At 69.6% G+C, this 18,254-nt stretch carries 11 protein-coding genes; 2 read left to right on the top strand and 9 right to left on the bottom strand.

The window, feature by feature from the left end; genetic code table 11:
* The first annotated feature begins 137 nt into the window (after window positions 1–137).
* The gene (locus tag ACFU9P_RS13840) at window positions 138–3,218 is read left to right on the top strand and encodes an AAA family ATPase (protein ID WP_384079906.1); all 3,081 of its coding nucleotides are present in this window, start codon (window positions 138–140) and stop codon (window positions 3,216–3,218) included.
* A gap of 5 nt (window positions 3,219–3,223) precedes the next feature.
* On the opposite strand, the gene ACFU9P_RS13835 is transcribed toward ACFU9P_RS13840, so the two are convergent.
* The 6 genes from ACFU9P_RS13835 to ACFU9P_RS13810 form a co-directional block, all read right to left on the bottom strand.
* Window positions 3,224–4,381 carry a DMT family transporter gene (locus tag ACFU9P_RS13835; RefSeq protein WP_384079903.1) on the bottom strand — a complete coding sequence of 386 codons (1,158 nt, stop codon included), beginning with the start codon at window positions 4,379–4,381 and terminating at the stop codon, window positions 3,224–3,226.
* A 444-nt stretch (window positions 4,382–4,825) separates the two neighbouring features.
* Window positions 4,826–6,595, bottom strand: a complete 1,770-nt coding sequence (gene leuA, locus ACFU9P_RS13830; RefSeq protein WP_384079900.1) for a 2-isopropylmalate synthase — start codon at window positions 6,593–6,595, stop codon at window positions 4,826–4,828.
* Between the two features lie 256 nt (window positions 6,596–6,851).
* Window positions 6,852–8,294 (bottom strand): carboxylesterase/lipase family protein, encoded by a 1,443-nt coding sequence (locus tag ACFU9P_RS13825; protein WP_384079897.1) that lies wholly within the window; start codon window positions 8,292–8,294, stop codon window positions 6,852–6,854.
* Window positions 8,295–8,373: 79 nt separating this feature from the next.
* The gene (locus tag ACFU9P_RS13820; RefSeq protein ID WP_384079894.1) at window positions 8,374–9,279 is read right to left on the bottom strand and encodes an MBL fold metallo-hydrolase; all 906 of its coding nucleotides are present in this window, start codon (window positions 9,277–9,279) and stop codon (window positions 8,374–8,376) included.
* Between the two features lie 123 nt (window positions 9,280–9,402).
* Window positions 9,403–10,368, bottom strand: a complete 966-nt coding sequence (locus ACFU9P_RS13815; protein ID WP_384079891.1) for an SMP-30/gluconolactonase/LRE family protein — start codon at window positions 10,366–10,368, stop codon at window positions 9,403–9,405.
* 166 nt (window positions 10,369–10,534) lie between these two features.
* Window positions 10,535–11,470 carry a helix-turn-helix domain-containing protein gene (locus tag ACFU9P_RS13810; RefSeq protein WP_384079888.1) on the bottom strand — a complete coding sequence of 312 codons (936 nt, stop codon included), beginning with the start codon at window positions 11,468–11,470 and terminating at the stop codon, window positions 10,535–10,537.
* Window positions 11,471–11,820: 350 nt separating this feature from the next.
* Here ACFU9P_RS13810 and ACFU9P_RS13805 point away from each other — a divergent pair, with 350 nt between their 5' ends.
* The gene (locus ACFU9P_RS13805; RefSeq protein ID WP_384079885.1) at window positions 11,821–12,639 is read left to right on the top strand and encodes a CPBP family intramembrane glutamic endopeptidase; all 819 of its coding nucleotides are present in this window, start codon (window positions 11,821–11,823) and stop codon (window positions 12,637–12,639) included.
* 255 nt (window positions 12,640–12,894) lie between these two features.
* On the opposite strand, the gene ACFU9P_RS13800 is transcribed toward ACFU9P_RS13805, so the two are convergent.
* Genes ACFU9P_RS13800 through ACFU9P_RS13790 form a run of 3 tightly spaced genes read right to left on the bottom strand, consistent with a single transcriptional unit; the run spans window position 12,895 to window position 17,976 of the window.
* Window positions 12,895–15,660, bottom strand: coding sequence for an alkaline phosphatase family protein (locus ACFU9P_RS13800; protein ID WP_384079882.1), 2,766 nt, complete (start codon window positions 15,658–15,660; stop codon window positions 12,895–12,897).
* Between the two features lie 4 nt (window positions 15,661–15,664).
* Window positions 15,665–17,038: an ABC transporter permease gene (locus tag ACFU9P_RS13795; protein WP_384079879.1), complete on the bottom strand. Its 1,374-nt coding sequence runs from the start codon at window positions 17,036–17,038 to the stop codon at window positions 15,665–15,667.
* Window positions 17,035–17,976, bottom strand: coding sequence for an ABC transporter ATP-binding protein (locus tag ACFU9P_RS13790; RefSeq protein WP_376386528.1), 942 nt, complete (start codon window positions 17,974–17,976; stop codon window positions 17,035–17,037). The genes ACFU9P_RS13795 and ACFU9P_RS13790 overlap by 4 nt, the downstream gene beginning before the upstream one ends.
* Window positions 17,977–18,254 lie beyond the last annotated feature (278 nt).

The following is an 18,254-nucleotide window of genomic DNA, read 5'->3' as shown; positions in this document are numbered from 1 at the left end:
CGGCCGGCCCCGGTCCAGGATCTTGCCATCATGACCAACTTGCCGGAAAAGACGGCTGCTTGTTCGGGAAGTCCATGCAAACCCGCAGTCTCACCAAGCCGTTCGACGTGAAGAATGGGGGCAACCGAGGAGTCGTCGTGCAGCGGTACCGTTCACCTCTTGTCGGCAGGCATGGCGAAGTCGAGGACGTGGCGGGAGTGCTGCGTTCCGACGGTGCCGCGGTGCGGACCCTGCTGGTCACCGGCGGGGCCGGAACCGGTAAGACCGCTGTGCTGGGCGAGGCGCGGCGGGCGGCGGCCAAGGAGGGCGTCAAGGTCCTGCGGCTCGGCTGGGAAGGCGCGCAGGGCCCGGGCCCTGTCCGGCCGGTCTTCGCGGGCCCGGAACGCCTGGCACGGCACCTCGCTGCGTTGTCGGAGTCGCCCGAGTACGGCCGGGCCATCCACAACGCCGATCCTCCGCCTTGCGATGCTCCCCCGTGGCCTGAACGGCACGGGAGGGACCCCCTCCACCAGCCGCCCCGGGCTGATCCACGAAGACCGACCGGACAGGGCCCGGCCGGTACGGCCGCCCTGGCGGACGCCGTCTGTGGCGTACTCGCCAAGATCCATGACGGTCGTCACCTGGTACGCATCACCGTGGTGCGCCGGGCGCAGTCGCAGGCCGTCGGCCCCGGTGGTGAGTTGGCCGTGCTCTCCACCTTGGGCGAGGTGCTGGCGGACGCGGCTCAGTACGTCCCGTTCGCCCTGATCGTCGACGACACCCACCGGATGCCGGGTCCGACGGCCTCCGCTCTGGGGCTGCTGCTGCGCGCGTTCCGCCCGGCGGGTGTGCCGGTGGTGTTGGCCGGCCGGCCGACGGGCCGGGGGCAGGTCGGCGGTGAGCGGCTGCCCGCGGCTGCCGACCGGGTGCTCGAACTGCCGCCGCTGTCGTCAGCCGAGGTCGGCGAGCTGATCGTGCAGCGGCTGGGCCGCCCCGTCGAGCCCGGCCTGGTGGCGGCGGTGCTGCGTTCGCTGGGCCCGCTGGCGGGGAGCCCGGCGGCCGTGCTGTCGGTGCTCGCCTCGCTGGAGGAGTGTGGCGGCCTGCTCGAACTCGACGGTCAGACATGCCTGACTGTGCCGGAGCGGGAGCTGCGCCTCACCGCGGACGTCACGGACCTGGGCCGGCTCGGCTGGCCGGACGCGTCACCGGATGCCGACACAATCGGGATGGCGGCCGTGCTCGCCCGTCTCACCGAGCGGGCCGAACTGCGGCTTGACGACCTGCACCGTGTGCGGCCGCTGGGCGGGCTGCCCGAAGCCGTCGGCCGTGCGCTGGACGACCTGGTCAGGGACCGGGTGGTGACCGTCGACCGGGATGGCGGGACGGCGTTCGCGGTCCCGGCGCTCGCGGCGGCGCTGCTGACGCTGCCCGTCCGCCGGGACGTGCGGTCGCTGCACGCCATGATCACCAGATCGGTGACCGATCGGCTGGGCGCCGCCGCGACGGGTGCCGCCCACCCGCGGCTGGCCGGCCACGTGGCGGCGGCGGGGCCGACGCTCGGCGCCGCGCTCGCCGTACCGCTGCTGCTGGCCGCGGCCCGTAGCAGCGCGAAGCTCGACAGTCCCTGGGGGTCCCGCGGCTACCACTCGGCGTTGCGGCACCTGCCGCCGCACGACGCCAGAACGACCGGCGTGCTGCGCGAGTCCGCGGCCCTGGGCCTGCGGCACGCCGACCATACCGGCGTACTCGCGCTCGGCGAGCCGCTGCTCGCCTGCCTCGACGGACCGCACGGCGAGGACCGGGCCGGTCTGGAATGGGTCACCCGGGCATGGACTCTGTCGGCGCTGCACGAGCATCGGTCCCCGCACACCGGCGATGCCGGCCTCCGATACGACGTGGCGCTCGGGCGGGTGCCCGCAGCTGCCGTGCTGGCGGGGCTCGGCGGACTGTACGGGATCGGCCCGGTCACGCCGACGACATTCCGGCCGGGGCCGACGGCCGACCGCGTCCCTGACGCCGACCAGGAGTCCGGCTCCGGGGCGGTCCCGTCGCCCGCGGAAGTGCGACTGCTGGCAGCCGCCGTGGGCGCCGGCGCCGAGTTCGAGCGTGCCCGGCGGGGTCTGCCGCGGGATGCCCTGGGCGAGGCGGCCCTGGACCGGCTGCGGAACGCCGCCGCGTACGGGGACCTGGCGGGTGCTCTTGAGGCCGTGCTCGGTGGGCGTTACGTCATGGCGGGGCAGAGCACCGCCGTCCAGTACCACGCCATGGTGCGCGAGTACCTGGCGGGGAACTGGGACAGCGCGCTGTCAGTCGCCCGTCGGATCGAGACACGGGGCAGAACCGACGGCGCGGCCGGCGTCGGACAGCTCGCCCGGGCGCTGGCAGCCGAGATCCAGCTCGTGCGCGGAGAGCTCGGACGCGCCCGCGAGTGGCTGGACCTGATCCCGGACTCCGTCAGCCATCCCCTGGTGTCCCGGGCGCGACTGGGTGTCCGGTACTGGTCGGGGCAGGAGGACGAGGCTGACGAGGCTTTGGAAGAGGCCTGGCGCGATGTGCGGCGGGCGCGCGAGAGCGGACGGCTCGCGGGCGTCGACAGAGTGTTGCTGCGGATCCTGTCGATCACACTTGAGGGGAACAGCCCGGCGGCGGTGCGACGGACGATGGAGGAAATGGAGACACTGCACGAGGAGTCGGCCTCGCCCATGACGCGCGAGGTGGTGCTCCTCGGACGCGGCATGGTGCACGGCGACGCGGACAGCGCGCTGGCCGCGTACCGGTTGGCGCGGCAGCGAGTCGACGTGCTCCTGCGGCTGGACTGCTGTCAGTGTTTGGCGGAAGTCGGCGACGACCCCCAGCTCTGGCTGGCCGAGGCAACGCGGAGCGGGCACGCGCTGGGCATGGGGCGGCCCATCCGCAGCCGGCTCGGCGCGTCGGCGCGTCGGCGGAATGTTTCCCTCCCCAGGCGCCGGGCGGCCCGGGAAGGGCGGGGTGAGCGGGACGCGCGGCTGATCGCCATGGTGAGCGAGGGGTCCACCAACCGGCAGATCGCTGCCCGGCTGGCGTGCAGCGAGAAGACGGTGGAGCAGCGGCTCACGCGGCTGTTCCGGCGGACCGGGTGCCGTTCCCGGGTGGAGCTGGCCGCGGCCTGGCTGGACGGCAGCCTTGTCCGGCAGGGGCTGCTGCTCGATGCCGGGCCACGCCGGCACGGCGGGGACGGGACGGCGCTCCCGGCCGGCTGAGGCGGTCAGGGCTCGGGCTCGTCCTCGGCGAAGCGCGGTCTGCGCAAGTGCACGGTGTCGAAGGCTCCCGCACCGTGATAGGTGAACCTGACCGTGGGACTGTCGCGGTATGTGGCCCAGTCCACTCTGGGATCGCGTTCGGCATCGTGCCGGGACGTCAAGTGGCGAGGTGCGGGAAGCGGTTGCGGGGTGTACGGCGCATAGGCCGGGTACGGCGGCATTTCCGGGCGGTAGGTGCCTTGCTGTGCCGCGGCCCTTTCCTCGTTGCTGCTCGTCAGCACGATGGTGACGCCGACGATGATCAGCAGGAGCCCGGGTATGGTCGCGGGTTTGATGTGCTGTCCCATCAGCCACCACGCGGTGAGCGCGGCCACGGGGGTCTCCAGCAGGAGCAGGATGCTCATGGTCGTCGCCGATGTCCTGCCGAGGGCGAAGTTCAGCGCGCCGAGCCCCAGAAGCTGGGGGAGGACGAGCAGCCCGAGCAGCGACCACTGTGTGGCCCTGTCGAAACCCGTCAGCGGGATGTCGGCCAGCCAGCAGACCACGAGGAGTTCCATACCGCAGACCAGCGAGGTGAACGTCGAATACAGCGGTGTGCTCACATCCGCGCGCGACCGTTCGCTCAGCGCGGTGTACCCGGCCTGAGCGAGGGCCCCGGCGAGGGCGAGCAGGTCGCCCAGCAGCGCCGTACCGCCGGACTCGATGTCGAGACCGGCGGCCGCGGCCGCTCCGACTACGGAGAGCGTGAGACCCGCCCATGTTCTGCGGGACGTCCGGGCTCCCTGACCCGCGGCGATGAGGGCCTGCCAGACGGGCTGGGTGGCGACGAGGGCGGTGGACATGGCGACCGAGGTCAGCCGGGTGCTCGTCATGAACGCCGCGAAGTGGAGAGCGAGCGCCGTGGCCGCGAGGAAGCCGAAGACCAAGGGCCGCCACTGCTCCCGGCGCAGGAGGGCGCGCTCGCCGCGCGCGACACGCACCACCTCGCGACGGCGCAGCAACAGGAGGAAAGGCCCGAGCACGGCGAAGCCCAGGCAGTTGCGCCAGAAGGCCATGGCGAGCGGCGAGGCGGAGCCGGCGGCGGTCAGCGGGGCGGTGGCCGATATGGAGACAACGGTGACCACCATCGCCGCCACGGACAACGGATCGATTTTGGTTTTCACGCTCTCGTACCGCCGTGCGCGATTGACCGGACAGTTGCGGATGCCGGGTCGGCCGGGCGATCAGTCATGAGAGGTGGCTTAGCAAGTTGAAAGCGCCGTCCGATTCTTTCCGGGTCTTCCATCGCCGTATCGACTCCGATTGTGCGTAATTGGTTCGGGCCTGACGGTGTTCGTCAGGGGGAGGAGAGGGAGCTTTCGGTGAGGCTTCTTGACCGAACGAGATCGTAGGCGACAGTTGATGTGTCACCCGCCCGGTTCCACGGCCTTCCAGCACTTCCGCACGCACCTGGCCCGAACTCGGCCCGTCTGTACAGCGTGCTGTGGACTGACGGGCAATTGATAATCCGTGAGGTGGTGCTCGACGGCTCGACGTCGGCCGGAGACGGCTGGAGCCCGGTTTACTGGGAAAGGTTCGCCGGGTCCAATACCGGTAGGCCGCAATTGTCATTTCCGTGCGCGGTTCACCGCTGAAGTCACTGCTTTGAGCGATGCCCAGGTCGCATTGGCATCAATGCCGATTCCCCACAGCACCTGGCCTCCGACGGCACATTCGACGTACGAGGCGGCCTGGGCGCGGGCGCCTTCGGTCATCGCGTGCTCGCTGTAGTCCAGCACGCGGATGTCGATGCCGATGCCGGCCAGAGCGTCGACGAAGGCGGAGATCGGGCCGTTGCCGTTGCCGGTCAGGATGACGTCTTCACCGTCGACGACTGCCGCGACGGTGAGCGTGTCCGTGCCGTCGGTGGAGATCGAGGTCGGGGCGGCGCGCAGCGCGAGGCGTCCCCAGGTGTTCTGCGAAGTGAGCAGGTATTCGTCCTGGAAGACGGACCAGATCTGGCCGGGGGTGACCTCGCCGCCTTCGGTGTCGGTCTTGGCCTGGATGATGCGGGAGAACTCGATCTGCATCCGGCGCGGCAGGTCCAGCTTGTGGTCGTTCTTCAGGACGTACGCGATACCGCCCTTGCCGGACTGCGAGTTGACCCGGATGACCGCCTCGTACGAACGCCCCACGTCCTTCGGATCGATCGGCAGATACGGCACGGCCCACCCCGTCTCCCCGGCCGGGACGCCCCGCGCGGCGGCGTCGGCGTCCCGGGCGTCGAAGCCCTTCTTGATGGCGTCCTGGTGGGAGCCGGAGAAGGCGGTGTAGACCAGATCGCCCGCGTAGGGGTGGCGCGGATGGATCTCCATCTGGTTGCAGTACTCACTGGTCCTGCGGACCTCGTCGATCTGCGAGAAGTCGATCTGCGGATCCACACCCTGCGAGAACAGGTTCATGCCCAGCGTCACCAGATCGACATTGCCGGTGCGCTCACCCTGCCCGAACAGACAGCCCTCGACCCGGTCCGCACCGGCCATCAGCGCCAGCTCCGCGGCGGCGACCGCCGTACCCCGGTCGTTGTGCGGATGCACCGAGAGACAGACAACCTCGCGGCGGGACAGATTCCGCGACATCCACTCGAAACGGTCGGCATGCGTGGACGGCGTCGAACGCTCCACGGTCGCGGGCAGATTGAGAATGATCTCGCGGCCGGCCTCCGGCTGCCAGACGTCCATCACGCCCTCACAGACCTCCAGGGCGAAGTCCAGCTCCGTGTCGGTGAAGATCTCCGGACTGTACTGATAGCCGAAGACGGTCTCCGGGCCCAGGATCTTGTCCGCGTACTCCATCACCAGCCGCGTACCGTCCACCGCGATCTGCTTCACCTGCTCCCTCGTCCCCCGGAAGACCACACGCCGGAAGACGGGCGCGGTGGCGTTGTAGAGGTGGACGGTCGCGCGGTGGGCGCCGCGCAGCGACTCGACCGTCCGCTCGATCAGCTCCTCACGCGCCTGCGTCAGGACGGAGATCGTCACGTCCTCGGGGATCGCGCCCTCCTCGATGACCGACCGCACGAAGGCGAAATCGGTCTCCCCGGACGACGGGAAACCGACCTCGATCTCCTTGTAACCCATACGCACCAGCAGGTCGAACATCTCCCGCTTACGGGCGGGCGACATGGGGTCGATCAGCGCCTGGTTGCCGTCACGCAGATCCGTGGACAGCCAGCGGGGGGCGACGGTGATGCGGTTGTCCGGCCAGGTGCGGTCAGGGATGTCGACGGCCTCGTACGGACCGTACTTGTGAACCGGCATCCCGGACGGACGCTGGGCGTGCGTCGCGTTGGTGACGGGCGTCGGGCCGGCGACGGACGCGGTGGAAGATTCGTACATTGCGCGTGGAACTCCTGCTGTGCTCGTCGGTGGCGGTGAACGGTCCGAACCGCTCGGACGGGCCCGTCGGTCGATTCTGTGGCGGGGCCGCATCCGCGAGGGACGGTGCGCGCCTTCATTGCCTTCCGGTACAGGGCCCTGTGCCCTCGCGTCCCGTGGCGCCGCCCCCGGTGGGAACGCCTGCGAGAGGCCATGGGCTCGTCCAGCCCCGGCCGAGGCATGTCGTGGAAGGGACAGGTGGCGGCGAGCCGGCGTGTCACCCCGCACCGAGGGGCTCGACGTGTCCTCCCGCTGGTTGGTGGACGGGCCAGCCGGGGCTGCCGGTCTCAGCGAACCTGACCCATGACCGGTGGATCCTGTCGGCGAGCCCGGCGGGCGGTTCGGTGCTGCCGAGGAGCCCTCGTGGGCCGTGCAGCGACGGCAAGGACAGGCGGTCGAAGACGAACGGCAGTTCCATCACGTGACTGGCGCCGAGTTGTCCGTCGATCGCGTCGGAGCGCCAGAGGAACTCGTAGCAGTGTGTCCGCCCGGACGCGGCGCTCGCGTGTGCGGCGGCCATCCGCCGGGTGCCTGCTCCGAAGAGCCCGTCGCCGAGGATGAGGGTGCGCAGTTCGGCGTTGGTGGCGGCAGGGTGTTTTGTTTGATAGTCGCGTACGGCGTCGGCGGGACGGGGGTGGAATCGTGCCGCGGTGTCCAGGAGATCGGCTTCGGTGCTGCCTGCCAGGACGCCGAGCGGGGCGAGGTAGAGGCTGCCCTCGTCGAGGTTGGAGCCGATCAGCAGGTCGATGCCGGATCCACGGGTGGCCAGCGCGGCGGCGGGCTGTTGCTCGCTGACGAGGCTGAAGGGGGTGACGCCGGCCAGCGGGTGGTGATGGGTGGAGGTGCGCAGGTCCAGTCCGGTCAGGTGGGGCAGGAGACCGACGAGACGCGCGTCCGGTATGTCCGCCAGGGTTTCGGCCGAGGGCTCGATCTCCAGCTCGCGTCCGACCGCCGCGGTGACGACGCGTGCTTGCTCCGGTGTGAACGCGGCGGTGCCGCTGCCGCTTTGGATGATCGCCCGTCGGACGAGGCCGGAGGAGGCGGGGCCGGCGAGGATGCCGCCGACGATGATGGCGCCGGCGGACTGGCCGAAGAGGGTGAGGTTGCCGGGGTCGCCGCCGAAGCGGGCGATGTTGTCGTGGACCCAGCGCAGGGCGGCGAGTACGTCGAGCATGCCGCGGTTGTCAGGCGCGTCCGAGAGGTGCAGGAAGCCGGGGATGCCGAGGCGGTAGTTGACGGTGATCAGGACCACGCCGTCCCGGGCGAAGGCCGTTCCGTCGTAGAGCGGTGCGCGGTTGGAGCCGGCGACGAAGCCTCCGCCGTGCACGAACACCATGACCGGCCGGGGCGGTCCCTCCCGCCGCGGGGCCCAGATGTTCACGGTGAGGTAGTCGTCGCCGCGCTGCCAACCCGGACGGAAGTAGGGCGACATGTCGAGGGTGCCGAAGGAGTCCCGGGCGGGTTGGGGCGCGGTCGGCCCCGGCCGTGTCGCATCACGGACCTCGGTCCAGCCGGAGTGCGGTCTCGGCGCGGTGAAACGACCGCGTGCGGTGGGTGGTGCGGCATAGGGCACGTTGAGAAAGACCGTGCCGTGCTCGTCGTGGCGGCCGCGGATCGGACCGTGGGTGGTGGTCACGGTGGTGAAGTCGGCGGACGTCATCTGGCGTCTCCTCGCTGGTTGCTGCGGCGGTGCCGCCGCCTCGGCCGGTCGGGGCGGCGGCAAGCATGAAGCCGGTTGGTCAGTACCGGCTGATCGGCGCCCAGTTCTTGATCGCGAAGCCGTTGCCGTCGCGCTCGACTTCGAGAGCGCTGTGGCCGCTGAAGTGAGCGGGCAGGACGAGGGCGTTGGTGTCGGCGGCCCAGCCGAGCAGCCTGCGCCGGGTTGTGCGGGCCTGGGCCGGGTCGTGGCAGAAGCAGCTGTTGTGATCCGGGTGGGTGACCTGCAAGGGGGTGTGCATCAGGTCACCGGCGAACAGGGCCCTGTCGGTGCCCGAGGCCAGTTCGACGACACTGGAGCCGGGCGTGTGGCCGGGGGCCGTCAGCAGACGCAGATGGGCGTCGATGGTGTGGCTTCCCTCCCACAGCCGGACCTGGCCCGCGGCGTGGACGGGGGCGACGCTGTCCTCGAAGACGTTCTCGTTGACCCCGCCGGCGACGTCCGGGTTGTTCGCCGGGTTCCAGAACTCGAAGTCGGCCTTGGGCATCAGATAGGTGGCGTTCGGAAACGTGGGTACCCAGGCGCCCTCGATCAGGCGGGTGTTCCAGCCGACGTGGTCGACGTGGAGGTGGGTGTTGACCACCAGGTCGACGTCCTCGGGACGTACACCCGCGCGGGCGAGATTGGCGAGGTAGCCAAGGTTCAGGTGGTCCCACCCGTCGACGGCCGGGCGGGTCTTGTCGTTGCCGACACCGGTGTCGACCAGGATCGTCCGGCCACCACTGCGGAGCAGCCAGGTCTGCATGGCGACGTGCACCATGGCGTCGTCGGCCCCCAGGTGGTCGGGTACGAGCGTGTCCCGGTGGTCCTTCCAGGCCTGCTCGGGCATGTCCGGGAAGAACTGGTCCGTGGGCATGACCGGCCCGTGCATCTCCTCGATCCGGGTGATCGTGACATCGCCCAGGGTGATCTCGTTCGTGTCCTGCATGGTGTGTCTCCGTACTGTGAGGGTTCCGGGCGAGGTGTGGGGTGGCGTGGCGGGGCCGCCGGCAGGGGCGCGACGGCTCCGGGCGGGCCGGTGCGCTCCCTGTCGGGGCGTTGTCCGCGGTGATCAGCGCTCCAGGCGGACGCGGAGCAGATTGGGGTCCTTGGCGGTGAGGTAGGCGGCGCTCGTCACATGGACGGTGTCTCCACGCACAGCGATGGATGTGGGGTTCTGCAGGCCGTCGGCCGCGGTCAGCACGATGGAGTGCCTGCCGTCGGGCTGGACGAGCGCGACCTCGCTCGTGCCGTTGAGGGTGGCCAGCAACTGGTCGCCGCGGCCGGTGAAGGCGAAGTCGTCGATCCCCTGAAGGCCGGTGGCCTCGGTCCGGACCCGGCCGGCGCGACCGTCCGGGCGGATGGGGATGCGCAGGATGGTGCCCTTGTCGAGGTTGGTGGCCCAGACCGCACCCTTGTGGATCTTCAGGCCGTTGACGCCGAGGAAGCCGGTGGAGGCCAGTTCGGGGGCGGTGGACCACGCGGTGGGGGTGCCGCCGGTGGTGCGCACCCTCCAGATGGTGCCGAGTACGGAGTCGGTGATGTAGAGCATGCGGGTGCGTGTGTCGAGGGCCAGGCCGTTGGGCAGGCCGTTCTCGGGGAGCGCGGCGATCCGCTGCGGTGTGCCGCCGGGGCTCAGGCGCCACACACCGGTCAGGTCGGGGGTACCGGTGGCGTACAGGAAGTACAAGGTGCCGTCGTCGGCGCGGACGATGCCAACCGTCAGCGGGAAGCCCAGCACCGGGGTGCGGATGCCGCCGTCGGCGGGCTCGGGCAGGGTGGCCAGGATCCGGGTGGTGCCGTCGCGGGAGACCTTGGCGACCTGGCGGGCCGCGGCGAAGGTGACATACGCGTCGCCACCCGGTGCCAGGGCTATGTTCTCCGGTGTCTGGCCCTTGGCCAGGTCGAAGTGTACGGACACCCGCGGGCCGGTCAGCGGCGCGGCAACGGTCGAGGCCGAGGCCGGGCTGACCGCTGCGGCGGTGGCCGCGACCAGGACGGCTGACGCCGCCGCGAGGGCGAGCGACTTCTTGGACATGGTGTTTCCTTCACTGGTTTCGGGCATGCGGCAGCGGCACGCCGACGTGTGTGTACGGCTGGCTGGAGGTGGAAGTGGGCCGGGCACCCACGCGGTTGATCCGCCGACGGCCGGAGGGCCGCTGCCCGGTAGGCCCGGTACGCGGTGGGGTGCGGCGGGAAGGGGGTCAGCCGGTGAGCGTCCGCGGTCCCGGCCGCGCCGGCTCTGCCGGGAGGGGCTCTTGCGTCACAGGCCGGGTGACGGCCGATGTGGTGGTCGGCATGGTGGCCTGGGTGAGCAGGGTCAGTGCGGCACGCGAGGGCGAGTCCGCCTCCGTGGTGGCGACGACGACCACGGGGCCGGGCCCGTGGCTCAGGGTCTGCTGGATGACGGTGAGAGTGCCGACCAGTGGGTGCCGCATCTCATAAGCCGCGACGGTGCACGCCTTGATCCGGTGGTCGGCCCACATCGACGCGAACTCAGCGCTTTTCGAACCCAGTTCACCCACCAGCGAGTGCAGCGCGCTGTCCTGCGGGTACTGGCCCGCCACGAGCCGCAGGCTCCCCACCACCGCCCTGGCCTTACTGGGCCAGTCCGCGTACAGCTCGCGGGTGTGGTGGTCGAGGAACACCAGCCGGGCCATGTTGGGACGCTCACCCACGCTCTCCGGGGCGCCGGGGTCCAGGTGCCCGGCGAACAGTGCGTGGCCCAGGCGGTTCCACGCCAGAACGTCACTGCGCCGGCCGAGCACGACCGCGGGAACATCCCCCAGGACGTCCAGCAACTGCCGTGCCGCCTCGGTCACGCGCTCCGGCGCGGGCCGCCGGTTCCGAGGGCGATGGCGGTCCGCCCGGGCCAGGTCGTGCAGGTGCAGCCGCTCGGACTCGTCCAGCCGCAGGGCCCGGGCGATCGCGTCCAGTACCTCGGCCGAGGCGCTCTGCGACTGGCCCTGCTCCAGCCGCGTGTAGTACGAGACACTCACACCCGCCAACTGCGCCAGCTCCTCGCGCCGAAGACCTGGCACGCGCCGGCGCTCGCCGTAGGTGGGCACTCCGACATCTGCGGGACGCAGCTGGGAACGCCGCGTCCTCAGGAAGTCACCGAGCTGTGCTTGTCCGTTCATGGCTCCGAGTATCGATCCCTTCGGAACGCCTTGCCTGCCCCGGCTGTGGATAGGAACGGGCGGGGTTGGCTGCTGAGCGGCACAGTCGGCGACCGGTCAGTGGGGGTGTATCCAGCACCACCGCACGGCCGGGTGGTGTGCCCAGTGTGCCGGGTTCTTGCTGTCCGTAGCGTTTTGGGCATGGCGCAGGGTGCGTCTCGGTGGAAAGGGCGGCGGGCATGTTTCAGGGGAAGAGCGGGGCTGGAGTCACCGGGAGCGGTGAAGCGCCGTGGCAGGCCGAGATGGGTGACGTCGGCAGTGGGCGAAGCGGCCTGGCTCTCTTTTTCGCTGTTACGTTTACGACGACCTGGGTGTTCTGGCTGATTGCGATGGTGCTGGGCGGGTCGCCGACGGGTTCTCCGGCTGCTGTTCCGTATCTGCTGGGTGGGTTCGGCCCGGTGTTCGGTGCGATCGCGGTGCGGGTTCGCCGTGCCCGCCGTGGGGAACCCGTGCCCGCCCGTGCGGTGAAGCTCCGGCAGGGCGTGCGGCTGTTGTGGGTGCTGCCTTTGCTGGTGGCGGCTTCGGGGAGCGTGGTGGCGGGTGCGCTGCTCGCGGACTTCCTGGGGGTTGCGGGGGTGAGCCTGGCCGGGGGCAGGGAACTGGTCGCGAGCGTCGGCGGGATCGTGCCGTTCTTCGTCGGCATGCTGGTCGCCGGTCCGCTGTCCGAGGAGCCCGGCTGGCGCGGCACGGCGTACCCGCGCCTGCGCGCCTCCATGAGCCGTCTCCAGACCGGCCTGGTGCTGGGTGCGGTCTGGGCGGTATGGCATCTGCCGCTGTTCTTCATCGAGGGAACGGTCCAGGCCGAACTCGGCCTGTTCAGCTGGAGCGGCCTGATGTTCTCACTCAGCGTCATCCCGGTGGCACTCCTGACCGGCTACGCCTACGAACGCGCCGGCCTCGCCGCATCCATCGCCGTCCACCTCGCCACCAACACCACCATGGCCATACTCACCATCGACACGCCCACAACACAGGCACTCGTCCTGACCGTCCAGACCATCCTCGCGACCACCCTGCTCACCACACAACACAACCACCGCACACAACCACCCGTACAAACGACGGCCCCCCACCCACACCACACCACCACCACCAACACATCGCCCCAGATCAGCCCCACCCGAGCCTGACCGATACGCGCGACACACCAGAGACTCTCTGTCACACCGTCAGGGGCGCCCGGCCGGTCCGCTGCAGGCCGCCGCTGTTCTACTCAGAGCGTTTTGTCTCGGGCTGCGGGCTAAGCCCGACAATCGGTGCAAATGCGGCTTCTGGCCCGTGACTATGAAAAAAGAGGAAGGGCCCCCGGCCGGCGATGACGCCGCCCAGGGGCCCTTACAACTGTCGGGAGTTCAGCCGATGTCAGCCGCTGATGTCAGCCGATGTCACTCGGTGTCCGACGAGGGGATGTAGGCGCCGGGAACGTCCTTGGGTGCGTGGATCTTGTTCTCGCCCGGGTAGGGCTCGGACCAGTTGTGCGTCTCGTACCAGGTCAGGTGGTCCATCTGCGCGGGGGGCGCGTAGTCGGGCACGGCGTTGGGTCCGGTCAGCCGCTGGTGCGACTTCCAGTCGTTCCACTCGTTCGCGAGCGCCGTCATGCTCGCCGGGACCTTCGCCGCAGGCACGGCCGCGGCCTGGGGGTCCTGCGGGGCCGGGGTGTCCACGCCGCACGAAGGCGTGGTCTTCACGCCGTCGGTCAGCGGGACGCGGTTGGGCAGCGCGGTGAACGGGGTGAGGTCGGGCTTCTTGGTGAAAGCCGAGGCCATCGGGGTGGCCGCGCTGTCCTTCTGGTTCATCGGGCGGATCCCGAGGATCTGCTCGATGGTCCGGATCATGGTGATCTGGGAGTAGTAGTGGCTGTCCACGACGCCGTGCTGGGCGTACGGGCTGATGATCTGGACCGGGGCGCGGTGGCCGTCGACGTGGTCGAGGCCGGCCTGGGAGTCGTCCTCGGCAATGAAGATCGCCGAGTCCTTCCAGTACTTGCTGTGCGAGATCTCGTCGACGATCCGGCCGACCGCGAGGTCGTTGTCCGCGACCTGGGCCGCCGGGCTGACCGGGCCGCCGGTGTGGTCGCTGGAGAGCCAGAACATGTTCAGGTTCGCCGGGCCGTTCTTCTTGAAGTCCTGCTTCCAGATCTCGGACCGGTAGACGTCTGGGACGCTGGTGTCGTACTTCGGGAAGGCGGGCACCGACACGTCGTTGAGCGACGGTATCGGCGAGGACGAGGTGAGCGTGTAGGCGGACTGCTTGCCGGACGCCTTCATGTCTTTGGCATCGCAGTACAGGTTCTGCCAGCTCGCGTCGGCCGGCTTGGACAGGAACTGGTGGAACTCGCCGAAGTTGCGCACCGACTTGCCGGCGGCCTGCGCGCCGGTCCAGATGAAGCCGGACTTCTGGTGGCCCAGCGCGTCGTCCTCGGTGTCGTAGCTGCGCAGGTACTCACCGGCCGAGGACTCGGTGTACTCGGGGTTGTCGGCCTGCATCAGCCAGTTGTGGCCCTCGGCGGAGTTCGTGCCGACGTCGTAGGTGTTGTCGTACAGGCCGAACTGCTTCGCCAGCGCGTGCTGGTTCGGGGTGACGTTCTCGCCGAACTGGGCCAGCGACGCGTCGCCGTCGCCCTCGGGGATGTCGCCGAAGACCTGGTCGTAGGTCCGGTTCTCCTTGACGATCAGGAACACGTGCTTGATCGTCGAAGGGTCACCGATCTTCACCGGCACCGGTACCGGCTTGGCCTTGCTCTTGCCGTTGGACAGCTGGACGGAGTTGTTGGTCCAGCCGTTCTGCTTGAAGACCTTTTTCGTCTGGGACTTGATGGTCTTGTCGTCCGGCAGCGTGAAGTGCGTCAGGCTGGAGGTGGTGTCGTGGGTGCCGAATCCGGCGGCGGTGGTGGGACGGCGCGCGTCGATACCGCGCGTGTTGGAGACGACGATCTCCTTGCCGACGGTCGCGATCTCCGCGGGGAAGTAGTCAGTCGGCAGCAGGCCCACGTAACTGACCGGCTCCTGCGCGGACTTGTACTTGTAGACGGCGACCGCGTTGGCACGGCCGAGCGTCACCAGCAGGCGGTTGTCGCTGGTGAGCGTCACCGCGTTGGGCTCGTACCCGACCGACGCCTCGGGCCACGGCTGCGTGGAGATGGTCTGGACGACCTTGTCCTTGGCCGTGTCGATGACCGAGACGCTGTTGTCGGCGGTGTTGGTGACGAACACCGTCTTCTTCGTGGCGTACACCGCGGTCGGGTGCAGACCCACACTGATGCTCTTGGCCGCGGCGGCCGGGTTGGCCAGGTCGACGACGCTGACCGTACCGGTGGTGGTGGCACCCGTCACCGGGCTGGCCGGCACCTGCGTACCGTACGAGTTGATCGTGTCCTCACCGGGACCCGCCGGACGCCCGCCCTCGTTGCTGATGTAGAGCTTGTTGCCGACCCGGACCATGCCGCGTGGGGCGTTGCCCGTGTTCCAGCTCTGCTCGATGGCGCCGGTCGCCGCGTTGATGGCGACCACTCGGTTCTGTCCGTTGACCGCGGAGTAGACCGTGGAGCCGTCGGCGGAGAACACCGCCGCAGACGCCAAAGCGCGCTTGGAGCCCTGTGCCGGGATGGAGACGGTGGTCGGGTTGGACAGACTGCCGTCCGGGTTCACCGTGAACTTGGTGTAGCCGTCGGCCCGGCCCAGCCACAACTGCTTGCCGTCGGGCGAGTACGTCGGGCCTTCCTGGCCCACGTCACCACCGCTGATCTTCAGGTCGGCACCGGCGCCGCTGCCGATGACCTGCTGAAGCCTGTAGTTCTTCAGGTCGATGATGTTCAGCACCATCCCGCCGTCGGTGACGGTGGCGGCCATGTGCTTGCCGTCCGGGCTGATGGTGGACGACATGATCTTGCCGTTGTTGATGACCAGGCGCTTGCCGTAGGGGGCGAGGTACTGATCGCTGGAGATCAGCTGCCCGTTGCTGGTGGTCTGGCCGACCCGTACCGTCCCGAAGGAGTCGGTCTCGGCGAAAGCGGTGCCGGCGGCCGCGACGGCCAGGACGGTGACCCCGGCAGTCATGAGCGGGACCCGGCGCCCGATGCGTCTGTTGCCGAGATAGACGGCGTCGTCCCTCTCCGCCTTCTCCGTCTGGATGCGGCGGCGTGCTACCTGCATCAAATTATCCTTTCGAGGTGGAAAGCAGTTCGACGTTGCTGTCGAACTGCCACAGCGGGTTCGGTGTGTCCCCGTAAGGGGTCCGCACCAGGAAGTAGCCATTGACTTCCTTCGGTCCGTCACCGTCGGCGACGAACCGCCCGTCCGCAGTGAGGTCGAGTTGATAGATGGCCTGCCCGGTGGCCTCGCTGCCGGGCAGGTGCCACGACACGACGCAGCGCCAGTCGTTGCCCGCGCCCTCGGCGTCGTGGTCGACGTTGCCCTTGGTGCACGCGGCGCTGGACCTCAGCTGCGCCTCGGTGACGGCGGGACGGTGGAGCTCATCGGCCTGCATCCGGTAGAGATGCGCGAATGCCGTGGCCAGCGAGTGCTCCACCTTGGCCTGCTGGATGCCCGAGCCCGAGTAGGTCGCGGTCGTCACCACGGGAAGGACCGCGATCGTCACCGCGAGCAGCCCGGCCAGCGGCAGGACTCCGGCGGTGAGCGCGCGGCGCGTCAAGCCGTCATCGCTCAGATTGGTGAAGTCGCGCCGCAGGAAGAGCAGATAGGCCAGCGCCGTGGCGGTCACGGCCCACACCAGGCTCACCACGATGCCGATCAGGAGCGGGCCGAGCTGTGCAGGGCTGGTGAACAGACCGTTCCACGCGATGAAGGCGTAGCCGGGCAGGGCCAGGCGCACGACCGCCGGCAGCGGCAGCATCTGGGCCAGCTGCATCGCGAGCGCTACGAGCGCGGGCAGCAGCAGTCCCATCGGGGAGCGCCCCAGCGTGACGGACCCGAGAAGTCCGATCCCGGCGAGGGCCAGCGTCGGGGCCAGCACGCAGGCCCAGGCGAGCAGCACGGTGCCCGCGGCGGCGCCGGGCGTCATGAGGTGATCGTCGAGGCCGACCAGCGGATGGTTGCCCACCGCCACGAGCCCGCCGACAGCGCTGGACGTGACCAGGCCGACGACCAGCAGCAGGATGACGGTCAGGCTGGCCAGTACCTTCGCCGCGAAAATCCGCTGGGGCGACCGTACGGTTACGAGCAGGTGGCGCCAGGTGCCGAGGCGGTCCTCGGCGGCGAAGACGTCGCCCGCGACCACCGACGTCAGCAGCGGAAGGGCCCAGGTGCCCGCGAAACCGAGCGTCACCAGCGGGCCCGCCCAGCCCGTGGCCTGCATCCAGCGGCCGAAGAGAGTGTCGACTGGCAACGTTGTCTGCTGGCTCACCGCGACGACGAACAGTGCCGGCGCGATCCAGCAGGCGAGGACCAGCAGGCGGATCCGCCATTGCGAGACCAGCTTGACCAGTTCGAAGCGGTAGGCGCGATACACCGGGATGCGACGGGTGCCGCCATTCGGGTGGTCCACAAGGGCCGCAGGCGCGGTCGCGGTCATCGGGAGTCCTCCTGCTGCTCGGTGAGGGCGAGGAACGCGGCCTCCAGCGGCGATACGACGGGTGCGAGCTCGCGCAGCGCGACGCCCGCCTTGACGAGTCGCACCACCAGTTCGTCCACGGCCGGCACCAGCGCCCGTACGACGAGCGCTTCCGCGTCGTACCGCGACTGGGCCTCGTCGACGACCAGGATCCCGGCGGTCTCGACAGCGACGCGGCGGGCGGCCTGGGCATCGGAGGTGATCAGGCGATAGTCGAGTTCACGGTTCTCGGCCGCCAGCTTGCTCAGCGGGCCGGAGAAGACCACCTGCCCGGTGGCGAGGATGGTGACCTCCGAGCACAGTTCCTCAAGGTCGTCCATGCGATGGCTCGAAAGCACGACGCTCACCCCCTCCGCCGCGAGCCGGGTGAGCACACGGTGTACGTGTCTCTTGCCGGCGGGGTCCAGACCGTTGGACGGCTCGTCGAGTACGAGCAGCCGGGGCCTGGTGAGCAGCGCGGCCGCGAGACCGAGCCGCTGACGCATGCCGAGCGAGAAACCGCGGGTCTTGTCGTCGGCGACAGCGGTGAGTCCGACCTGATCGAGGGCGTCGTCGACCCCCGCCGCGCGTGTTTCGTGACCGCGGAGCGCGGCCAGCGCGGCCAGGTTCTGCCTGGCGGTGAGCGACGGGTACAGACCTGGACCGTCCACGAAACCGGCGACACCGTCTGGAGCGGTGAGCGCCCGCCCGACGGGCGTACCCAGGATCTCCAGTTGGCCGGCGTCGGCGACGGCCAAGCCCAGCAGAAGGCCGAGCAGCGTTGTCTTCCCGGCTCCGTTCGGGCCCACCAGGCCGTGAATCTGACCTGACGTCACATCCAGGTCGACGCCGTCAAGTGCGACGACATCGTCAAATGTCTTGGTGATCCCACGAGCCCGGATCGCGTTGAGTGTCTCCATGAGTCCCTTCCTTCACGGCCCTCACGGACGCTAGGCGGGTGGCGGAGCATTCAGACGGAAACCGAGTTGAACAGACGAAGAACGATTAACTGCCATTTCGCCGCGGGATGGCGGTGGCAGCGCCGCCGAACAATTCGATGCGGAGGCGTATCGCACGCAGGTCGCTGCTCTGCCGACCTGTGCGACGTGGTGCTCGTTCCATCCCCAAAGCTGCAACTCGTAGTTGAATCAACACGATTGAGCCGGATGTCCCAGCAGGGCGGGTTGATCCGTTCGCC

The sequence above is a fragment of the Streptomyces sp. NPDC057617 genome (assembly GCF_042800555.1).
Lineage (GTDB): Bacteria > Actinomycetota > Actinomycetes > Streptomycetales > Streptomycetaceae > Streptomyces.
The sequence above is the reverse complement of the archived record's forward strand: the minus strand, read 5'-3'. Positions and strand labels throughout refer to the sequence as shown.

Bases quoted from the DNA above. Each gene is read 5' to 3' on its own strand.
- ACFU9P_RS13815 (WP_384079891.1), bottom strand. From the start codon at position 10,368: ATGTCCAAGAAGTCGCTCGCCCTCGCGGCGGCGTCAGCCGTCCTGGTC.
- ACFU9P_RS13825 (WP_384079897.1), bottom strand. From the start codon at position 8,294: ATGACGTCCGCCGACTTCACCACCGTGACCACCACCCACGGTCCGATC.
- leuA (WP_384079900.1), bottom strand. From the start codon at position 6,595: ATGTACGAATCTTCCACCGCGTCCGTCGCCGGCCCGACGCCCGTCACC.
- ACFU9P_RS13820 (WP_384079894.1), bottom strand. From the start codon at position 9,279: ATGCAGGACACGAACGAGATCACCCTGGGCGATGTCACGATCACCCGG.
- ACFU9P_RS13810 (WP_384079888.1), bottom strand. From the start codon at position 11,470: ATGAACGGACAAGCACAGCTCGGTGACTTCCTGAGGACGCGGCGTTCC.
- ACFU9P_RS13800 (WP_384079882.1), bottom strand. From the start codon at position 15,660: ATGCAGGTAGCACGCCGCCGCATCCAGACGGAGAAGGCGGAGAGGGAC.
- ACFU9P_RS13795 (WP_384079879.1), bottom strand. From the start codon at position 17,038: ATGACCGCGACCGCGCCTGCGGCCCTTGTGGACCACCCGAATGGCGGC.
- ACFU9P_RS13790 (WP_376386528.1), bottom strand. From the start codon at position 17,976: ATGGAGACACTCAACGCGATCCGGGCTCGTGGGATCACCAAGACATTT.